Origin of the sequence: Dactylosporangium sp. NPDC005572 (assembly GCF_040605515.1) — a bacterium.
GTDB lineage: Bacteria > Actinomycetota > Actinomycetes > Mycobacteriales > Micromonosporaceae > Dactylosporangium.
Window position 1 is genome coordinate 1 of record NZ_JBEXCY010000214.1, and the last position, 19692, is coordinate 19692.

The following is a 19692-nucleotide window of genomic DNA, read 5'->3' on the forward strand; positions in this document are numbered from 1 at the left end:
CGAAATCTGGACTCCGCCTCGCTCCGACCCCAGTTATGAAACAGGCCTTAGACCGCCCGCGTCGCCGGTCTGCTCAGGCCCGCGCTTCGTGATCGTCATCTTTTGGCGATCATGGAGGTCGGCTCCCGCGGCGTCGGGGGTGGGCCGCGCAGGGTGCGGCGGTGCCCCGTCCTGCGTGGAGGTGCCATCCGCCCGTCGCCGACCGGCAACAATTTCGTCAATTTTTGCCGGGGCGACAGCCGCCGCAGAGGCCCTCCGGTGATCATCGAGCGGCGTCGAGATCCGGCGATATCCGCAGGTGGACACCCATTCCGCCCACGCATCGAGCCATCGAACCAGGTCGACGCCATACCGTGACCTGCCGGGTGGCAGGAATCTTCCTACTCTTGAAAAACATGTAAGAAACCTTCATCGTCGTCATCGACCAGCGCCCCCTCGAACCCCCACGAAGGAGCACGACGGATGAACACGCTGACTCGCAGGGGCGTCCTGCAGACCGCCGCCACCGCCGGTCTGCTCGCCGCCGCCCCGGCCGTCCTGAGTGCCTGTGCCACCGGCGGCGGTGGTGACAGCGACAGCAAGAGCGCCCAGGGCGACAAGAGCGACGCCAACCCGCTCGGCGTCAAGGACGACGCCCCGCTGGAGGTCGTCATCTTCAACGGCGGCTTCGGCGAGGATTACGCGAAGGCCCACGAGGCCATGTACAAGGAAAAATACCCCAAGGCCGAGATCAAGCACTCCGCCACGCAGGAGATCGCCAAGACCCTCCAGCCGCGGTTCGTCGACGGCAGCCCGCCCGACATGGTGAACAACTCCGGCTCGGCCCAGATCGACTTCAACGGGCTCGTGTCGCAGAACGCGCTCGCCGACCTCCAGCCGCTGCTCGACGCGCCCAGCCTCGACGTCCCCGGCAAGACGGTCCGCGACACGCTGCTGCCCGGAGCCCTGCTGCCCGGCACCTACAACGGCAAGGTCTTCTCGCTCAACTACGCCTACACCGCCTACGGCATCTGGTACAACGAGAAGCTGCTCGCGGACCGGGGCTGACAGTACCCGAAGACGTGGGACGAGATGATCGCCCTGTGCCGCACGATCAAGGCGGCCGGGCTCGCGCCCTGGACCTACCAGGGCAAGCACCCGCGGTACATGAGCTGGCCCATCCTCTCGGCGGCGGCCAAGATGGCCGGTCCGGAGGTCCTGGTCGCGATCGACAACCTGGAGCCCAACGCCTGGAAGCACGAGGCGATCAAGGCGGCCGCCGAGGCGTACTCGCAGCTCGCCGTGGACGGCTTCATCCTCCCCGGCTCGGAGGGCCTGGACCACATCCAGTCGCAGACCGAGTGGTCGCTGGGCAAGGCCGTGTTCATCTCGTGCGGCTCGTGGCTGGAGAGCGAGCAGAAGAAGGTCACCCCGCCCGACTTCCGGATGGCGGTCGCGCCGACCCCGAGCCTCGGCAAGGGTGACAAGCTGCCGTTCGAGGCCATCCGTGGTACCGCGGGCGAGCCCTACATCGTCCCGGCGAAGGCGAAGAACGCCAACGGCGGCATGGAGCTCATGCGCATCATGCTGTCGAAAAAGGGCGCGTCCGACTTCATGCGCAAGACGTCGAGCCTCACCTGCGTGGCGGGCGCCGAGGAGGGCGTCGACCTGCCGCCCGGCCTGACCAGCGTCACCAAGGCGCTCAAGGCGTCCGGGTCCGACGGGTTCAACTGGGTGTACAACTCCTTCTACCGGCGCCTGGAGCGCAACCTCGTCGACGCCGCCTGCGGCGACCTGTTCACCAAGCGCATCAACGCGCAGCAGTTCGTCGAGGCGTGCCAGAAGGGCGCCGACGAGATCGCCAAGGACAGCTCGATCACGAAGTACAAGCGGAGCTGACGGATGCGGCACGGTAGGCGCCTGTTCGCGTTCACGTTCCTGCTGCCGCCGCTGGCGCTGTACGCCGTGTTCGTCATCTCGCCGTACCTGCAGGCGTTCCAGATCTCGCTCACGAACTGGCGGGGCCTGTCGCCGGAGTGGGAGTACGTGGGGCCGGAGAACTTCCGCCGGCTCCTGGACGACCAGTACGTATGGAACGCACTGAAGAACAACGCCGTCATCCTCGTGGCCCTGCCGGTGGTCACGATCGTGCTGGCGTTGTTCTTCGCCTCGATGCTGAGCGTCGGCGGCCGCGCGGGCAAGGCCGGTGTAACGGGGGTGCGCGGCGCCGCGCTCTATCGCATCGTGTACTTCTTCCCCCAGGTGTTGTCGGTGGCGATCATCGGCGTGCTGTGGAAGGAGGTCTACGCACCCAACAGCGGCATCCTCAACGGCTTCCTGCGCGCCGTCGGCCTCGACGCGCTCGCCAGACCCTGGCTCGGCGACCCCGACCTGGCGTTCTGGTGCGTGCTCGCGGTCATGGTGTGGAGCAACGTCGGCTTCTACGTGGTGCTGTTCAACGCCGCGATGCAGTCGATCCCGCGGGAGATCTACGAGGCGGCCCTGCTGGACGGGGCCGGCCGCGCCGACACCCTGCGGCGCATCACGGTCCCCCTGGTGTGGGACACCATCCAGGTGGCCTGGGTGTACCTCGCGATCCTGGCGATCGACGGGTTCGCGCTCGTGCAGATCATCACCGAGGGCGGCCCGGGCAACAGCTCCGACGTCATCGGCCTGCGCCTCTACACCAACGCCATGGGCGACTACAAGTTCGGCTACGCGTCGGCGATCGGCGTCGCCATGTTCTTCCTGACCCTGTCCGTCGCGGTCGTCGCGCTGCGGGTCACCCGACGAGAGCGGATCGAGCTGTCGTGACCGACGCCGTGACCACCGCGCCGCAGCGGCCCCGCCGCCGGCTGCCCAGCCCGCTCAACATGTTCTCCCACACGGTCCTGGCCGGCTGGGCGGTGCTCACCACGTTCCCGCTCGTGTGGGCGTTCGTCAGCGCGTTCAAGGACGACAAGGAGATCCTCACCGGCGCGTGGAGCCTGCCGTCGCGTCTGCGGTGGGAGAACTGGTCGCGCGCCTGGACCGAGGCGAACATCGGGCGGTACTTCCTGAACTCGGCGATCGTCGTGAGCGGCGCGCTGGTGCTGACCATGCTGCTGGGCGCGATGGCGGCGTACGTGCTCGCGCGGTACGACATCCGCTTCGGCCGCCTGATCTACTTCACGTTCGTCGGGGGCATGATGTTCCCCGTCTTCCTGTCGCTCGTGCCGCTGTTCTTCGTGGTGAAGAACCTCGGCCTGCTCTCGACGCACCTCGGCCTGATCTTCGTCTACACGGCCTACTCGCTGCCGTTCACGGTTTTCTTCCTGACCGCGTTCTTCCGCACCCTGCCCACCGAGGTGGGCGAGGCGGCGATGGTCGACGGCTGTTCGCACTGGGGCCTGTTCTTCCGCGTGATGCTGCCGATGGCCAGGCCGGGCCTGGTCAGCGTCGGCATCTTCAACCTGCTGGGCCACTGGAACCAGTACGTGCTGCCGATCGTCCTCATGCAGGGCGAGGGCGCCGAGCAGAAATGGGTCCTCACCCAGGGCCTGACCGCGCTGACCATCAACCAGGGCTACGCGGGTGACTACAGCGCGCTCTTCGCCGGGATGGCGATCGCGATGCTGCCGGTGCTCATCCTGTACCTCGTGTTCCAGCGCCAGGTCCAGTCGGGCCTCACCGCCGGCCACCTGAAGTAGCGCGTCAGCCGACGAGGACCACGTGGAGGGTGCGGGGGCCGTGGACGCCCTCGACCCGCTGCAGCTCGATGTCGCTCGTGGCGCTCGGGCCGCTGATCCAGGTCAGCGGGCGGGTCGGGTCCAGGCGGGTCAGGGCCTCCGGGACCAGGCCCACCACCTGGGCCGTGTCGACCACCACCACGTGGACGTCCGGGACCAGGGTCAGGGCGCGGCGGCCCTGGGCCTCGCCGGCGTCCAGGACGATCGTGCCCGTCTCGGCGATCCCCACCGCGCAGCGGGTGACCACCGCGGCTGCTGCGTCCAGGTCGGCCGGGGACAGCTCCGGGTCGTCCGTGGCCACGTCGCGGCCGGGGAGGTCCAGCCAGCCGGCCGGGACCACGATGCGGCCCTCCTCGGGGAGGATGCCGGCGACCGTGGTCTCGATCGCCGCCGGGGCGCAGTGGTGGACGGTGGCCTTGTAGTCGCGGAGGCGGTCGGCGAAGAGCTCGACGTCGGCGGGGGCCGACGTGCGATAGGTCCGGTCCGCCGGAGCCGGGTCAGGACGGTCGGCCAGGGCCGTGCGGATGCGGGACAGGATCTCGTCGCGGGCGCTCACGCTGTACCGTCCCGGAACGGCCGGCGGGGCGGGCGGGGCAGGTCCCGGACGGCGGTCCAGCCTCTCAGCAGGCCCGTGAGCGGGAACGGCAGGCGGTGGATGACGCCGTCGCGGCGGCCCAGGACGCGGCCGGCGCGGGCCGCGCGCAGCGCCATGCGCCAGCGGCGCGGGGAGCGCATCGTCGACGCGGCCAGGCGCATCGCCGCCGACTCCGCCGTCGGGCCCTTGGCCTCGACCGCCTTGGCGCGCAGGTGCACGAGCATGCGGGGGATGTCGATGGCCACCGGGCAGGCGTCCAGGCAGGCGCCGCACAGGGTCGACGCGAAGGGCAGCGACAGGTTCTCGCGGACGCCGGTCAGCTGCGGGGACAGGACCGCGCCGATCGGGCCGGGGTACACCGAGCCGTACGCGTGGCCGCCGGTGCGCTCGTAGACCGGGCAGACGTTGAGGCAGGCCGAGCAGCGGATGCAGCGCAGCGCGTCGCGGCCGTCCGGGTCGGCCAGGGTCGCGGTGCGGCCGTTGTCCATCAGTACCAGGTGGAACTCCTGGCCCTCCACGGCGCCGGTCCACATCGACGTGTACGGGTTCATCCGCTCGCCGGTCGACGAGCGGGGGAGCAGCTGCAGGAACACGCCCAGGTCGGCCCAGGTCGGGACGAGCTTCTCCAGGCCCATCACCGTGATCAGCGTGCGGGGCAGGGTCAGGCACATGCGGCCGTTGCCCTCGCTCTCGACCACGCCGAGCGTGCCGGTCTCGGCCACGGCGAAGTTGGCGCCGCTGATCGCCACCGGCGTGGACAGGAACTTGGCCCGCAGGTGGCGGCGGGCGACCTCGGCGAGCACGCGCGGCTCGCTGGTCGCGATGGTGCCGGCGGTCGGGATCTCGCGCTGGAACAGCTCGCGGATCTCGTCGCGGTTCTTGTGGATGGCCGGGACCAGAATGTGGCTCGGCTTCTCGTGGCCGAGCTGCACGATGAGCTCGGCGAGGTCGGTCTCGACGGCGGTGATGCCGGCCTCGGCGAGGGCCTCGTTGAGGCCGATCTCCTGGGTGGCCATCGACTTGACCTTCACGACCTCGGTCGCGTGCCTCGCCTGCACCAGCCCGGTGACGATGCGGTTGGCCTCGGCGCCGTCGCGGGCCCAGTGGACCACGCCGCCGTTGGCGGTGACCCGCTCCTCCAGCTGGAGCAGGTACGTGTCGAGGTGGGCGAGCACGTCGTCCTTGATTGCGGCGCCGGCCGCGCGCAGCTCGGACCAGTCGGGCAGCTCGCCGACGACGTTGGCGCGCTTGGTGCGGATCGTGCGGGTGGCGCCGGCCAGGTTGCGGCGCAGCTGCTCGTTGCGCAGCTGCACGGCCGCGTTGACCGGGAACGGCTCCGCGGCCCGCAGCTCGGTGACCGGGTGCGCGGTCGGTGGGGAGGTCACGCCGCCTCCTCCGTTTCCGTTGTGGATGCCAGGATCTCGGCGAGGTGGACGGTGCTCGCGGGGCTGCCGGCCCGGCTCAGGCCGCCCCAGATGTGCAGCAGGCACGACGCGTCGCCGGCCGTACAGTACTCGGCGCCGGTGGCGTGGATCGCCGCGAGCTTGTCGGCGAGCATCGCGGCGGACACGCCCGGGTTCTTCACCGCGAACGTGCCGCCGAACCCGCAGCACTGCTCGGCCTCCGGCAGTTCCACGAGCTCGAGCCCGCCTACCGCGCGCAGCAGCCGCAGCGGCCGGTCCCCGACCCGCAGCACGCGCAGCGAGTGGCAGGTCGGGTGGTACGTGACCCGGTGCGGGTAGTACGCGCCGACGTCGGTCAGCCCGAGCACGTCGACGAGGAACTCGGACAGCTCGTAGGTGCGCCCGGCCACGGCCGCCGCGTCGCCGGCCAGCCCGGGCGGCCCGTAGCGGCGGGCGACGTCCTCGTGCTGGTGGCGGATCGCGCCCGCGCAGGAGCCGCTCGGCGTCACGACGACGTCGGCCCCGGCGAACGCCCGGACGTGGTTGGCGACGAGGCCGGCGGCCTGTTTCGGGTACCCGGTGTTGACGTGCATCTGGCCGCAGCAGGTCTGCGCCGCCGGCACCACCACCTCGTGGCCGAGCCGGCGCACCAGCCGGGCCGTGGCCCGCCCGACCTCCGGCCGCAGGCCGTCGACCAGGCACGTGGCGAACAGTGCGACGCGCATACCGCCGAACATAGGCCGTCCGCTCCGCGGCCTCCAAGCTATGGTCTGACCACAGGGGGTGTTTCGTGCAGCGCAGTCACGAGCTGGTCATCTCGCACGTGGAGGCGGCGTTGGCCGCCGGCGAACTGCGGGTCGGTTCGCGCCTGCCGGCCGAGCGGGTGCTCGCCGCGACGCTCGGGGTGAGCCGCGCGACGGTCCGCGAGGGCCTGCGCGTGCTGGAGGCGATGGGCCTGGTCCGCATCGGTGTCGGATCGGGCCCGGCGGCGGGCGCCGTCGTCGCGGCCGACACGGCCGCCGGCCTGAGCGCTGCGCTGCGCCTGCACCTCGCCTCGACCGCCCTGCCGGTCCGCGACGTGGTCCGCACCCGGGTCATGCTGGAGTCCTGGTCGGTGCGCGGGGCGGCCGCCGCCGGCCCGTCGCCGGCCCTCGACGAGGCCGCCGAGCTGCTGACCCGCAGCGAGCGGCGCGGCATCGAGCCGGCCGAGTTCTACGCGCTGGACACCGAGTTCCACCTGGCCCTGACCCGGGCCGCCGGGAACGCGGTGGTGACGGCGATGATGGCCGCGCTGCGGGGGGCGATCGCGGGGTACGTGCAGCGCGAGCAGCGCCAGTGGACCCGCCTGGTCGGCCGGCTGCGCACCGAGCACCGCGCGGTCCTGGAAGCCGTGACGACCGGCGACGCCGACCTGGCGGCGCGGCGGGTGATGGCCCACATCGAGGGCTTCTACCGCCAGACGTTGCGCTGACTCCGCCCGGACGCCCTGCTGCGGGACCGCAGCGGCCGGGCCCGTGCGCCGTCAGGAGAGGCCGTCGGCGAGGACCGCGGTGCCGGTCAGGAGCAGGGTCGTCACGAGGATCGGGGCGTGGTCCCGCGCGAACCAGTCGCCCAGCGGGGTCAGGCGGGCGCCCCACAGCATCGGGGCCGCCACCGCCAGGCTCGCCAGGACGGCGTAGAGGACCACCGTCGCCGGGTCGCTGCCCGTGCGGGCCGTCAGGAGGGCCGCGGCCACCGTCAGGGTCAGGTTCTTCGGCTCGCCCGCCGCCGCCCTCGCGCCCCGCAGCGCCGCCTCGCGCAGCGGCATCGTGGCCAGGCCGGCCAGCCACTGGGGTGGGCGGCGCTGGTTGCCCGGCAGCGGGCGGCGGCGCCACTCCATCGTGGCCAGCAGCAGCAGGACGACGCCCAGGAGGATCAGCAGCAGGTCGATCGCGTGCCGCGCCGCCGGGCCGGCCACCGCGACCACCAGGGCCGCCGGGACGGCCAGGCCGGCCAGGAACGCACCCAGGTAGGCGAGGCCCGGCGTGCGGGGGACCGCCGTCGCGGCGGCCACGGCGGCGGCCGCCGTGCGGGTGCGCTCCAGCAGCACTGTGCCCGTGCGGCGGCCGCCGGCCGCAGCGCCGGGCGGGGCCTCGGGAGCGGCCGCCGAACGGGCCGGGCCCGCGGCCTGGAACGCGGCCAGGATCGGGACCGGGCTGAGGCCCACCCCGACGGCCGGCACCAGGATGCCGCCGATCGCCGCGCCGAGTCCCACGCCGCCATGATGGCCACCGCAGCGGCCCGCGACCGCCACCTCCGGGGGATGAAGCGGGGATCGGCGACGTCGACCTCAGGCAGCGCGGCGGCGGGCCAGGTGCACGATGATGTCGGTGGTCAGCTCGACCGTCTCCGGCAGGGCCCGCTCGATGCGGCGGTAGACCTCGTCCCGCGCTGCGGCGGGCAGCTCCAGGTACGCCGAGACCGTCGAGAGATGCCCGACGTAGTCGGCGGCGCGCATCGTCACGCGCCGCACGATCACGGCCTGCCGCACGTCGGTGAACCACGCCGAGCGTCGCAGCTCCGTGCCCGGCCACTGCATGGGCTCCTCCGGCGGCGTCCCGTCGGGCGAGGGGATGTCGTCGCTGTCCAGGAACGGTGCCCGCGCCGCGCGCACCACCGCCTCGACCGCCGGGTCGGTGAGCTGCACCGGCCCGCCGAACGAGGCGAAGACGCCACCCGGCCGCAGCCACCCGGCGATCCGCGGCCACCGGCCGTCGGGGTCCGTCCAGTGCAGCGCCGCCGCCGCGAACACCAGGTCGTACGTCGCGTCCGTGCGCAGCTGCTCGAACGGGGCCCGGACGGTGGTGACGTTCGCCGGTACGTGCTTGCGCAGCTCGGCGAGCATCGCCTCGTCGGGCTCGGTCGCGGTGACGGCGACGCCCCGCCCGGCGAACAGCCGGGTGGCCTTGCCGGTCCCCGCCCCGATCTCCAGGGCGCTGCCCATCGGCGCCCCCGCGTAGCCCGACACCAGGTCGTACAGCTCCGCGGGGTACCCGGGCCGGAACCGTTCGTAGGCCTCGGCGACCGCTCCGAAGCGCAATGCGCGAACCGTCATTCCCGGCATCCTTCCTCAGTACGCCGGCCAGCGGCGGCCCGCCTGCCAGTAGGCGTGGATCTCCTCGAGGCTGCGCCCGCGGGTCTCCGGCGCCACCCGGAACAGGTACAGCCAGGACAGCGCGGTGACGCCGAGCAGCACCGCGAACGTGGCGGCGCCGCCGAACGCGGTCAGCGCGCCGAGGAAGAACTGCGCGAGCAGCACGTTCGCGGTGAGGTTGGGCAGCAGCAGGGCGGTGGCGCCGGCGCTGCGCAGGCGGTCGGTGTACCCCTCCGCGGCGTAGATCCACAGCAGCGAGCCGAGCCCGGCGTTGAAGCCGACCGTGAACACCAGCAGCCCGGCCAGCCCGAGCACGGTCCCGCCCCGGCCCCCGTCTCCGCTGAACGCCAGGACGAGCAGCGCGTGCCCGGCCGCCATGACCGCGGTTCCCGTCAGCAGGGTCGCGCGCCGGCCCAGCCGCTCGACGGTCGCCGCCGACGCGAGCGCCGCGAGCAGGCCGCTGACCTGGACCACGGCCGGCAGGACGAGCAGAGCGAGCTCTCCGCGGTACCCCATGCCGGCGAAGATCAGCGGACTGAAGTTGCTGACGGCGCTGATCCCGGTGAGCTGCACGAGCGTGCCGAGCACCACGACGAACCCGGTCAGCGTCCGGTACCGCGGCCCGAACAGCTCCGCGACCGTCCCCCTGGCGGCGCCCGGCGCGGCGGTGCCGGGGATCGTCTCCGGCGCGCCGTGCAGCAGTACCACCGCGAGCGCGGCCAGCGGCGCGGTCACGCCGAGGACGACCCGCCACCCGCCGAGCGCGTACGCGAGCAGGAACGCCGCGACGATCCCGGCCACCGTCGACACCTGGTACAGCACCGCGACCCGCCCCCGCGCGCCGGCCGGTGCGGCCTCGGCCACCCAGATCGGCACCACGACGGTACTGACGCCGAACGCCACGCCGACGACGAACCGGGTCGCGTCGAGCCACACCAGGTCGGCGACGAGCGGCGACGCGCCGCCGACCACGCCGACCACGGCCGACGCGGCGAGCAGCGTCCCGCGCCGCCCGGCCCGCGCCACGACCCGCCCGGCGACGAGCACGCCGAGCAGCATGCCGAGGACCGGGACGGCGAACAGGGTGCCCTGCTCGGCGACGGTGAGGCCGAGCGCCGGGGCGAGGGTGAGCTGGGCCCCGGCCATCGCGGCGCCGAAGTACCCGTAGCCGACGCCGACGCCGACGACGACCGCGACGGCAGTGACACGCTGCATCCGGTGAGCTTAGAAGTCGACCGTGCTCCGGTCACTCGACGCGCTCCCGCGGGGCCCGTTTGCCCGCTCCGGGGGCGGGTAGCGCACCGCGGTGAGCACGGCGTGGGTGGACGCGGCGCTGCGGCGCGGGCCGGTGTACTTCGACGAGGGGCAGGGCTGCTGGTCCGTGACCGGGCACCCCGAAGCGCTGACGGTGCTCGGCGACCCGGCCACGTTCTCGTCGGACCTCGCCGACCTGGTACCGCGCCAGGAGGACCTCGACCTGTTCCGGCGGGGCAACATCGTGCAGATGGACCCGCCCCGCCACGACGAGCTGCGGCGCATCGTCAGCCGGGCCTTCACGCCGCGGGTCGTCGCCGGGCTGGAGCCGCGCATCGAGGAGATCACCGCCTCGCTGCTCGACGCGCACTCCGGGCGGTTCGACCTGATCGACGACCTGGCGTACCCGCTGCCCGTCATCGTCATCGCCGAGCTGCTCGGCGTCCCGGCCGACGACCGTCCCGTGTTCCGGCGGTGGGCCGACCGGCTCTTCGACCGGGCCGGCGAGCGGCTGCTCGACGAGGAGGCCGTCGCCGCGGTGGCGCCGGCGGTACACGAGATGCGCGAATATCTGCTCGACCACATCCGCCGGCGCCGGGCCGCGCCGGCCGACGACCTCACCACCGCGCTGGTGCGCGAGGGCCTGGACGACGAGGCGGCGGCCGGTTTCGTGGGGGTGCTGCTCATCGCCGGGCATGTCACGACCACGGCGACGCTCGGCAACACGATCCTGTGCCTGCACGAGACGCCGGGCGCCGCCGACACCCTGCGCGCCGCTCCCGACCTGCTGCCCGGCGCGATCGAGGAGGCGCTGCGGCTGCGCACCCCGTTCCCGCGCCTGGCCCGCCGCACGTCCGCGCCCGTGACGCTGGCCGGCGCCGACCTGCCGGCCGGCGCGCTCGTCGCCATCTGGCTGGCGGCGGCGAACCGCGACCCGCGGGTCTTCGCCGACCCGTCGCGCTACGACCCGCAGCGCAACCCGAACCCGCACCTGGCGTTCGGCCACGGCATCCACTTCTGCCTGGGCGCGCCGCTGGCCCGGCTGGAGGCGCGGGTGGCGCTGCGGATGCTGCTGCAGCGGTACCGCGAGATCGCCGTCGACACCGCCGAACCCATCCGCTACCGCAACCCGTGGGTGATGGCGAGCCCGACCCGCCTGCCCGTCGCCGTCAGCTGACCCCTGCTACGGTCGGCCGCCGTCGAGGTGGTGCGCGGCGGCGTCGGACCATTCGCCGAGCCCCGACGGGTTCTCGTTGCGGAACTCGCGGCTCCACCGCCCGCCGTCGTACAGCCCGGCACCCCGGGCGACGTCCGGCAGGAGGGCCCGCAGCGCGACGTTCCCGTAGAGGGCGACGAGCAGGCCGAGCTCCTCCACGCCCTCGTCCGCGGCGGCGCTGCCGGCGTCGGGCGCCGAGCTCCCGCGGGCCCGGGGCGTGGCACTGCCGGTCCGCGCCCTCGGGACGGCGCTGCTCGCGGGCGGCGTGGTGGCGGGCCGGGCCCCGGGCGTGGTGCTCTCGGGCGGTCGGGCGGCCGGGAGCGGGTGCCGGCGGCGTAGGTCGCTCAGGAGGCGTTCCCCGCGGGCGGTGCGCGGCCAGGCGAACCAGATCGCCGCGCACGCCCCGGCGAGGACGCAGGCGATGCCGGCGACGGGCGGCAGGCCGGTGCGGGCGCCGAGCCAGGCCGGGACGACCAGGCAGGCGAGCGGGATCAGCACCCGGCGGGCGGGCGAGCGGCGCAGCCCGAGCCGGCCGAGCTCGCGCCGGGCCTCCCGCAGCGCCCGCTGTACCTTCTCCCGGCCGGCCGCCTCGCGGGCCCCCTGCGCGCCGAGCAGCGCGTTGAACAGGCTCCGCTCGATCGGATCGGAAATGGAGCGCGGCGCGGACCCGCGCCGGTCGACCCGGCCCCGGCCGTCGTGTTCGAGGCGGCCCCGCCGCCACAGCATCGCGTACCCGGTGGCGCACGCCCGCCACCGCCCACCCGCCAGCAGGCCGATCACCGTCGGCCGCGGCAGCGCCTCCCCGTCGCGCTTCATGGCCGTAGTGTGCGCGCCCCACGCAAGCCCGCCGGTGAAAGTTTCAGGCCGTGTGAGCGCGCACACCTGCATATGGACGGGTGTCGTTGACAGCGTTCGGCGGCGGTCGATACGTTTCGATACCTCGCTAGGAAAGCGCTTTCCTGGCACCGGGAGGAGGTACACGTCAATGGTGCGTCAGCATGGGGCACCACCCGTCCACCGGACCGGCCGGCGGCGCGGTGCGCTGTTCGGCGTGCTCGCGGTCGTGCTGGCGGCCGCGGCCACGACGTTCGTGGTCCGGACCGCCGACGCGGCGACGATCGTGCAGGGCGCCTGGTACAACCTGGTCAACGTGCACAGCGGCAAGGTCATGGAGGTGACCGGGGCGTCGACCGCCGACGCCGCCACGGTCACGCAGTACTCCAGCAACGGCTGCCAGTGCCAGCAGTTCCGCTTCGAGTCCGCCGGCACCGGCTGGTGGCGGATCGTCGCCCGCCACAGCGGCAAGGCCGTCGACCTGTGGGAGTGGAACACGGCCGACGGCGCCGAGTACCGCCAGTGGCCGATCACCAGCGGCAACAACCAGCAGTTCGCGGTCCAGAACATCGGCGACAACATCCAGCTCGTCAACCGGCACAGCGGCAAGGCCCTCGAGGTCTGGGAGTGGTCCACCGCCAACGGCGGGCGGATCTCGCAGTACACCGACCTCAACGGGGCCAACCAGCAGTGGCGGCTGGTCCAGGTCGGCACGACCACGCCGACCACGGGCGGCGGTGGCGGCAACCCGACGACCACCTGGCCGGCGAAGACCGGCGACGTGTCGGTGAGCGGCACGATCAGCGTGTCGGGCACGCTGGACGGCGGGATGCGGCGGTACTGCTGCATCGGCGACGGCGGCCAGAGCGAGAGCCAGGACCCGATGTTCGAGGTCGCCAACGGCGGCACGATCAGGAACGTCATCATCGGCGCGCCCGCCGGTGACGGCATCCACTGCCTCGGCACCTGCACCATCCAGAACGTCTGGTGGGAGGACGTGGGCGAGGACGCCGCGACGTTCCTCGGCACCGGCGGCGGCACCAGCTACGTGATCGGTGGTGGCGCGAGGTCGGCGAGCGACAAGGTGTTCCAGCACAACGGCAACGGCACGGTGAACATCTCCGGCTTCTACGTGGAGAGTGCCGGGAAGCTGTACCGCGCCTGCGGCAACTGCACCAACTCGTACCAGCGCCACGTGGTGGTGGACAACATCATCGCGAGGTCGACGAAGGTGATCGCCGGCATCAACATCAACTGGGGCGACACGGCCCGGTTCACCCGGATCACCGTCTACGGCTCGGCGACGATCTGCGACAAGTACAACGGCGCCCCGAAGGGCTCCGAGCCCGAGCACGTCGGGTCCGGCGCCGACGGCAGGAACTGCTTCTACAGTTCATCCGACATCACGTACCGCTGAAACGGGATGTCTAGACCGTGGGCAGGCGCCACCGGGTCCGCCCGGTGGCGCCGGCGTTTTCCGGTCCGGCGCCGGCGCGGGTGGCCCGCTGGTGCTGGCGGAGCATCAGCGTCACCAGCGCGGCGGCGAACGCGGCCAGCGCCGCCACCGGCATCGCCGCCGACTGGCCGGTCAGCGCGCACGGCGGGCGCTGCGGCGGGAGCCAGCCCAGCGGGTCGACGAGCGCCTCGACCGGGTCGCCCGGGCGCAGGTCGTCGGCGCAGCCGGTCCAGCCCAGGTCGGCGCCCGTGGCCGTGGCCGTGAGCCGGGCGCGGCCGACGCAGCCGGCCGCCGGCTGGTGCAGCTGGGCGGGCAGCGGGCCGTAGTCGACGCACGGCGCGGCGGCGGTCACCGTGGCTGCGACCGGGTCGGCGAACCAGCCCGTGTACGCCGGCACGACCGTCAGCGCCAGGGAGATCCCGGCGCCGGCCAGGGCGAGCAGGGCCCACCAGGCGCGGTCGTCGCGGGTGACGGCCGCCATCGCGACGATCCCGGCGCCGCCGCCCAGGCAGAGCACGGCGCCGCCGGCCGCTCCGGTCCACAGGTTGCCGGTCGCGGTGCTCCAGGTCAGCAGGGCGCCCGCGGCCACGGACAGCGCGACGACCACGACCGCGAGGACGGCGACGGCGGTGCACCGGCGGTTGACGTCGCGCCCCATGCGGGCATTCTAGTAACGATGATCGATACCGTCTGCGGTATTCCGGGTTCGGTTCGGCGGGTCTCCGCCCTGGTCCGGGACGGAGCCGATCGACAAGTCTGTACCGAAGATGGTGTAACCGGCGGTGCACAGGCTGTAGGGTGTTCGGGTCGTCCTTCATCGTGAAAGAAAAATCGAGCGGGAGCGAGCCATGCCGATCACCGGACAGCGAGTGGTCCGCCGGACGCTCGGCCGGCGGATGACCAGATTACGCATCGGCAGCGGCAAGAGTCGCCGCGAGGTGGCCGAGGCGAAGCTGGGCATCTCGGAGCCGACCCTGCACCGGATCGAGACCGGCAAGGTGCCGGTCACGCCGGCCAACGTGCGCGCGCTGTGCTGGCTCTACGGCGCCGACCAGAGCATCACCGACGCGCTCGCCGAACTCGCCCTGGGCACGTCCCAGGAGGAGTGGTGGGACGCCAACCCGGTGATCCCCGACTGGTTCAAGCTGTACGTCGGGCTGGAGGCGAGCGCCAACCGGATCAGCACCTACGACGGGGAGATCGTCCCCGGCGAGCTGCAGACCGAGCAGTACGCCGTCGCGATCTTCGCCGCCGAGCAGCCCTCCGACGACGACGCCGCGCAGCGCCACGTCAAGCTGCGCATGCAGCGCCAGCACGCGTTGTTCAACCGCTCTCCGGTACCGAAGCTGGTCACCGTCATCGGCGAGAACGTGCTCACCCGGCAGGTCGGCGGCAAGGCCGTGCTCGACGGGCAGCTTGACCACCTGCGCGAGCTCGACACCAAGGGCCTGGTCGAGATCCGCGTCCTGCCGTTCGCGGCCGGTGCGCACGCCGCGATGGCGGGCGCCTTCCGTATCCTGGACTTCGACGACGCGGACGACCCCGACATGGTCTACCTGGAGTCGCACGTCGGCGCGATGTACCTCGAGGAGGACCACGAGATCGCGGAGTACCGCCGGATCTTCGGCCTGGTCCGGGACGCCTCGGTGCCGCTCGCGGAGTTTCGATGAGTTTGGTTTGGTTGGGCCGGGTATGATCCACGGCAAGGCGCGATTCATGCGAATGCGCTGACATACCCCTTCCCCCAGCAAGGCGGTCTCCGTGGCAGGAGCGGCAACGAGCGGTGAGCCGAAACCGGCGACCGCGGCCCGGATCTACGACTATCACCTCGGCGGGATCCACAACTTTCCCGCCGATCGCGAGGCCGGTGACGCGGTTGCCAAGCTCTTCCCGCTGGTACCGGCACTGGCCCGCAACAACCGGGCGTTCCTGCGCCGAGCGGTGCAGCACCTGGCCGCGTCCGGGGTGCGCCAGTTCCTCGACATCGGCTCGGGCATCCCGACCGCCGGCAACGTCCACGAGGTCGCCCGCAAGATCGTCCCCGACGCCCGGGTGATCTACGCCGACATCGACCCGGTGGCGGTCTCCGAGAGCCTGGAGATCCTCGACGGCGACGACCGCGCCACGGCCGTGCGGGCCGACCTGCGCGACCCCGACAGCATCCTGACCCACCCACAGGTCCGCCGCCTGATCAACTTCCGCGAGCCGGTCGGCGTGCTGCTCATCGCGGTCCTGCACTTCGTCCCCGACGACGAGGCGGCCGTCGACGCGGTGTCCCGCCTGTGCGCGCCGCTCGTGCCGGGCAGTCACCTGGCGATCTCCCACGCCTCCAGCGACGGCCTGGCCGAGCCCGCGGCGGACGACCTGGCCGTGGCCAAGGACCTGTACCAGCGCAGCACCACGACCCCGTTCCACCTGCGCTCGCGGCCCCAGGTCGAGCGCTTCTTCGCCGGCCAGGAGCTGCTGGAGCCGGGCGTGGTCTGGCTGCCGCAGTGGCGCCCGGCCCCGGACGACCCGACGGACTTCACGGCGGAGCCGTCCATGAGCGCCGGCCTGGCCGGCGTGGGCCGCATCCGCTGACCCGGGTGCCGGGGCGCGGTCCGCCGCGCCCCGGCACCTCACGGACGGCCCCACCACGCCGCCGCGCGCCACCGCCCCACGTGGCGCCGCACCACGCCGCCGCGGGCCGCACCCCACCGCCTCACGGGGCGCCCAGCCACACCTGGGGACGCCGCACCTCCCCGGGGCGTGTCCTGCCGTGAGCCGGGCCGCCTCTGTCTGCCTGCGCCACGCCTGTCCGTGTGTGCGGGTGCGTCTGCCACGCCCGGCGTCAAAGCGGGGCGTCAGGAACCGCCACGCCTCGGGATGACCGCACCCCGCCGTATCTCGCCGTGCCATGCCGGGCATGGGGCACGTCTCTGCCCGCCCGCGCCGCCCGTGCCCTCCAGCGCCGTGGCCTTCCACCAGTGATCTTGGGGTTCTGGTCTAGGATTTGTCGCTTATTCCGGGCATTTCGGTGCCCGCAACTCCAAGATTGCGGAGGCGAGGGGAGCGGCGTCTCGCAGAGGGGGAGCGCGGCGCGGAAGGCCACGGCGCGGGACGAGAGCGGGGGTGGGGTGGCGGTGCGCAAGTGTGTGGGCAAAAAGGTGCCGGTCAATCTTCCCTCGCCATCCCGGTAATGCCAGCGAAGGGAGATTGACCGGCGTTCGTGCGTGCCCCGTGTAGTCCGCTCGGCGCCGGTCGATGGCTTGACCGGCCGGGTGGCCGGCGCCGAGCGGGAGCGGTATTGGCAAGGGTGCCCGGCCGCGTTGCCGGGGCGCCCTGAATTCGATCAGCCGTGCAGCAGCCGGTCGAACTCGCCCCGCTTCGCGCCGAAGAGGAACGAGTCCCACTCCTCGGGGGTGAACAGTACGGAGCCCGCGGACGGGTTCTTGCTGTTGCGGACCTCGATCAAGTCGTTGTGGCGGCGCGCCTCGACGCAGCTGCCACCGTTCCCCGTCGAACGGCTCGACATGATCCATTCACTGTGTTGCATCCGTAACTCCTCGTGGTGGCGCGACGCCGGGGCGTCGGCGGTGCCTCGCGGCCGCGGGTGCGAACTACATCACACCGTTACGTTGCGTGATCATTCGTCAACCATCCGCCATGATCTCCGACGCGTCTTGTGCCTGGTGGTCCACTGTCTGTGCACTGCCAGCGCCAAGGCTTCGTCTTTCACGATGAAACCGTGGCTGACATAGCGTAATGGAAATTTGGTCGGATGCATGTTCTCCGGATGACGTTTTATCGCCGTGAAATCTTGCACAGGGCGCGAAGCGCTGCGATGCTCTTCGTCAACAGTCGTCGGTCGAAACCCCCGAAGAGCAACCGAAAGCACTGGAAGGGAGCGTCGTGTCCGCACAGCCCACCGCGCCGCCGGAGACGGCCACGTGCGGGCACCGCTGGACCGACACCCGGACCTGCCAGGCCGGCCCCGAGCATCGTTGCACGCGGGCCAGTGCCGAACACCGCTCCCACATCTGTGCCTGCCACGCAGTCCAGCTGCGCGGCATCTGAAGTCACCGACGGAGGTGAACATGTCCGCGCCAACCCGCCCGGCCGAGTCGCAGACGTTCAGCCCGGGCGACCGTGTCTGGATTCCGAAGTCCGGCGTCCAGCGCCCCGGCATCGTCGTCTGCTCGTCCCCGGACGCCGCGACGGTCCGCTACCGTCCGACCGAGGGCCGCGGCACCGGCGTGGACACGGTCACGGCCGAGGACGTCACCACCCGCACCGCCGCCGACCCGCTGCTGGACAGCACCCTCGACTTCGCACTGAGCCGCCGGATCCCGGCGATCTGAGCAGCGACCCAAGCGGCGGCCCAAGCAGCGACCCAAGCAGCGACCCGAGCAACGGCCTGGAAGCGATCTAGGACGCGATCTAGGACGCGATCTGGGACGAACCGGCTTCGGCCGTCTCCAGGGCGTCGTGCAGCGCCGCCCGCGACGTGATCCCCAGCTTCGGAAACACCCGGTGCAGGTGCGCGCCGACCGTGCGGTGCGACAGGAACAGCTTCTCGCCGATCTGCTTGTTCGTCAGCCCGGTCGCGGCGAGGGCGGCGATCTGCCGCTCCTGGAACGTCAGCGAGGCCCCGCTGGCCGTGCCGCCGACGCCGGTGGCGCGCAGCTCGTTGCGGGCCCGCTGCGCCCACGGTGTGGCGCCCAGCCGGTCCAGGGTCTCCAGGGCGGCCCGCAGCTGCAGCCGCGCCCGTGCGGTGGAGCGGTTGCGGCGCAGCCACTCGCCGTACGCCAGCTGGATCCGCGCCTGGTCGAACGGCCAGCGGTCGGCTTCGGGCAGCGCCAGCGCCGCCCGGAACAGGCCGTCGGCCGTGTCGTCCGAAGCGGCGAGGGCGGCGGCCCCGGCCGTGAGCAGGGCCGTGCGCGGTGAGATGCGCGGGATGCCGGCCCGCACGGCGGCCGCCACGATGGGCGCCGCGGGGCGCCCGGTGCGCACCGCCGCCTCGACCAGGTCCATGACCATCCACCGGCCGGGCAGGCCCGGGCTCACGCCGATCCCGGACGCCTGGACGTACGCCTCCTCGAAGTCGCCCTGCCCGAGCGCGGCGAAGGCCCGGGCGCGCCGGACGAACGCCTGGGTCAGGCCGACCCCGCGCGGCGCGGCCCACGTGGTGATCTCGTCGGTCAGCACCCGGCAGCGCTCGACGTCGCCGCGGGCGGCCGCCAGGAACGCGAGGTGGCTGCGCAGCTGGCCCTCGAAGAGGTGGTACCCGTGCGTCACCGCCAGGTCCAGGCCCTCGTTCAGCGCGTGCTCGGCCTCGGCCCAGCGGCCGTGGTACGACGCGTCGACCCCGAGCAGCAGCAGCCCCGAGATGACGAAGGTGTAGCCGCCCCCGCCGCGCTCGCGCTCCACCATGTGCTCGACCCGGCGCCGGAACCCGGCGAGGGCGTCGACGCGCAGTGCGGCGTAGGCGAGCGGCGCGAAGTACCACGACCCCACGTCGCACGGCAGCTCGTCGAGGGTGCGCACGACGGCCTCGCGCACCGGGTACGGCGGGCTCGCCGGGTCGGTGAGGGCGTCGAAGCACAGCCGCAGCGGCGTGATCCCGTCCGGCTGGAACCGCTCGACGGCCCGTTCGAGCAGCTGCCACAGCTCGGGCCGGGCGCCGTACTCGCAGGCGAACAGCAGGCCCTGCAGCGTGTCGCCGACCCAGCCGACATCGACGTCGGCCGGCTCGGCCCGGTCGAGGGCGTCGGCGAGGATCCGCTGGCCCGCGTCGATGTCGCCGTCGCCGTGGATGAGCCCCATCGCGACGGCCGCCGCGGTGAACGCGGACCCCTCCGGGCCGCCGCCGCCCCGCCGCGCCTCGGCGAGCAGGCTCGTCGCCCGATCGAGGGGCCCGGTGATGCTGGCCAGGGACGCGGCCTCCATGAGCCGGCGGAACCGGTCGGCCGGCTCGGGACTCAGCTCGCTGGCCCGCACGAGCGCCGTCACCGCCGCGGCGGCGCTGCCGCTGCGCTGCGCGGCCCGGGCGGCCCGCTGCAGGTCGACGGCGACCGCCTCGTCGGGCGCGTCGGCCGCCTCGGCCAGGTGCCAC

General features: G+C 72.8%; 18 protein-coding genes and 1 pseudogene. 9 read left to right on the plus strand and 10 right to left on the minus strand.

Annotation, left to right across the window (positions count from 1 at the left end; translation table 11 throughout):
• Positions 1 to 462: 462 nt before the first annotated feature.
• The 3 genes and pseudogenes from ngcE (at position 463) to ABZS66_RS50965 (ending at position 3668) form a co-directional block, all read left to right on the plus strand.
• Positions 463 to 1878: pseudogene (ngcE, locus tag ABZS66_RS50955) on the plus strand (N-acetylglucosamine/diacetylchitobiose ABC transporter substrate-binding protein).
• Positions 1879 to 1881: 3 nt separating this feature from the next.
• Complete coding sequence (locus ABZS66_RS50960; protein WP_354770312.1) at positions 1882 to 2793, plus strand: sugar ABC transporter permease; 912 nt, start codon at positions 1882 to 1884, stop codon at positions 2791 to 2793.
• 59 nt (positions 2794 to 2852) lie between these two features.
• On the plus strand, positions 2853 to 3668 hold the full coding sequence (locus ABZS66_RS50965; protein ID WP_354770334.1) for a carbohydrate ABC transporter permease: 816 nt from the start codon (positions 2853 to 2855) through the stop codon (positions 3666 to 3668).
• Between the two features lie 4 nt (positions 3669 to 3672).
• Here ABZS66_RS50965 and ABZS66_RS50970 read toward each other — a convergent pair whose 3' ends face one another.
• Genes ABZS66_RS50970 through ABZS66_RS50980 form a run of 3 tightly spaced genes read right to left on the minus strand, consistent with a single transcriptional unit; the run spans position 3673 to position 6430 of the window.
• Positions 3673 to 4263 carry an LUD domain-containing protein gene (locus ABZS66_RS50970; protein ID WP_354770313.1) on the minus strand — a complete coding sequence of 197 codons (591 nt, stop codon included), beginning with the start codon at positions 4261 to 4263 and terminating at the stop codon, positions 3673 to 3675.
• Positions 4260 to 5687: a LutB/LldF family L-lactate oxidation iron-sulfur protein gene (locus tag ABZS66_RS50975; RefSeq protein WP_354770314.1), complete on the minus strand. Its 1428-nt coding sequence runs from the start codon at positions 5685 to 5687 to the stop codon at positions 4260 to 4262. The genes ABZS66_RS50970 and ABZS66_RS50975 overlap by 4 nt, the downstream gene beginning before the upstream one ends.
• Complete coding sequence (locus ABZS66_RS50980) at positions 5684 to 6430, minus strand: (Fe-S)-binding protein (RefSeq protein ID WP_354770315.1); 747 nt, start codon at positions 6428 to 6430, stop codon at positions 5684 to 5686. Before ABZS66_RS50980 ends, ABZS66_RS50975 begins: the two co-directional genes overlap by 4 nt.
• A gap of 65 nt (positions 6431 to 6495) precedes the next feature.
• Between ABZS66_RS50980 and ABZS66_RS50985 the strand changes: the two genes are divergently transcribed.
• Positions 6496 to 7176 carry an FCD domain-containing protein gene (locus tag ABZS66_RS50985; protein WP_354770316.1) on the plus strand — a complete coding sequence of 227 codons (681 nt, stop codon included), beginning with the start codon at positions 6496 to 6498 and terminating at the stop codon, positions 7174 to 7176.
• A gap of 51 nt (positions 7177 to 7227) precedes the next feature.
• On the opposite strand, the gene ABZS66_RS50990 is transcribed toward ABZS66_RS50985, so the two are convergent.
• The 3 genes from ABZS66_RS50990 to ABZS66_RS51000 all read right to left on the minus strand — a co-directional run bounded on the left by ABZS66_RS50990 (position 7228) and on the right by ABZS66_RS51000 (position 10053).
• Positions 7228 to 7959, minus strand: a complete 732-nt coding sequence (locus tag ABZS66_RS50990) for a GAP family protein (protein ID WP_354770317.1) — start codon at positions 7957 to 7959, stop codon at positions 7228 to 7230.
• 75 nt (positions 7960 to 8034) lie between these two features.
• Positions 8035 to 8799, minus strand: a complete 765-nt coding sequence (locus tag ABZS66_RS50995) for a class I SAM-dependent methyltransferase (protein ID WP_354770318.1) — start codon at positions 8797 to 8799, stop codon at positions 8035 to 8037.
• A 15-nt stretch (positions 8800 to 8814) separates the two neighbouring features.
• Entirely contained in the window at positions 8815 to 10053 is a 1239-nt protein-coding gene (locus ABZS66_RS51000; protein WP_354770319.1) for an MFS transporter, read from the minus strand.
• A 91-nt stretch (positions 10054 to 10144) separates the two neighbouring features.
• On the opposite strand from ABZS66_RS51000, the gene ABZS66_RS51005 reads away from it, so the two are divergent.
• A complete protein-coding gene (locus ABZS66_RS51005) occupies positions 10145 to 11269 on the plus strand; it encodes a cytochrome P450 (RefSeq protein WP_354770320.1) in 1125 nt (374 codons plus the stop codon).
• 6 nt (positions 11270 to 11275) lie between these two features.
• Here ABZS66_RS51005 and ABZS66_RS51010 read toward each other — a convergent pair whose 3' ends face one another.
• A complete protein-coding gene (locus tag ABZS66_RS51010) occupies positions 11276 to 12124 on the minus strand; it encodes a TIGR04222 domain-containing membrane protein (protein WP_354770321.1) in 849 nt (282 codons plus the stop codon).
• A gap of 169 nt (positions 12125 to 12293) precedes the next feature.
• Between ABZS66_RS51010 and ABZS66_RS51015 the strand changes: the two genes are divergently transcribed.
• The gene (locus ABZS66_RS51015) at positions 12294 to 13559 is read left to right on the plus strand and encodes a pectate lyase (protein WP_354770322.1); all 1266 of its coding nucleotides are present in this window, start codon (positions 12294 to 12296) and stop codon (positions 13557 to 13559) included.
• A gap of 10 nt (positions 13560 to 13569) precedes the next feature.
• Here the strand turns inward: ABZS66_RS51015 and ABZS66_RS51020 are convergent, their stop codons facing one another.
• Positions 13570 to 14256 (minus strand): hypothetical protein, encoded by a 687-nt coding sequence (locus tag ABZS66_RS51020; protein WP_354770324.1) that lies wholly within the window; start codon positions 14254 to 14256, stop codon positions 13570 to 13572.
• 190 nt (positions 14257 to 14446) lie between these two features.
• Between ABZS66_RS51020 and ABZS66_RS51025 the strand changes: the two genes are divergently transcribed.
• Positions 14447 to 15268, plus strand: a complete 822-nt coding sequence (locus ABZS66_RS51025) for a helix-turn-helix transcriptional regulator (RefSeq protein WP_354770326.1) — start codon at positions 14447 to 14449, stop codon at positions 15266 to 15268.
• Positions 15269 to 15359: 91 nt separating this feature from the next.
• Positions 15360 to 16178 (plus strand): SAM-dependent methyltransferase, encoded by an 819-nt coding sequence (locus ABZS66_RS51030; protein ID WP_354770328.1) that lies wholly within the window; start codon positions 15360 to 15362, stop codon positions 16176 to 16178.
• A 751-nt stretch (positions 16179 to 16929) separates the two neighbouring features.
• On the opposite strand, the gene ABZS66_RS51035 is transcribed toward ABZS66_RS51030, so the two are convergent.
• The gene (locus tag ABZS66_RS51035; protein WP_238019880.1) at positions 16930 to 17133 is read right to left on the minus strand and encodes a DUF397 domain-containing protein; all 204 of its coding nucleotides are present in this window, start codon (positions 17131 to 17133) and stop codon (positions 16930 to 16932) included.
• A 541-nt stretch (positions 17134 to 17674) separates the two neighbouring features.
• Between ABZS66_RS51035 and ABZS66_RS51040 the strand changes: the two genes are divergently transcribed.
• Positions 17675 to 17938 carry a hypothetical protein gene (locus tag ABZS66_RS51040; RefSeq protein ID WP_354770330.1) on the plus strand — a complete coding sequence of 88 codons (264 nt, stop codon included), beginning with the start codon at positions 17675 to 17677 and terminating at the stop codon, positions 17936 to 17938.
• 79 nt (positions 17939 to 18017) lie between these two features.
• Here the strand turns inward: ABZS66_RS51040 and ABZS66_RS51045 are convergent.
• Positions 18018 to 19692, minus strand: a 1675-nt coding sequence (locus tag ABZS66_RS51045) for a LuxR C-terminal-related transcriptional regulator (RefSeq protein WP_354770332.1), incomplete at its 5' end; no start/stop codon positions are given.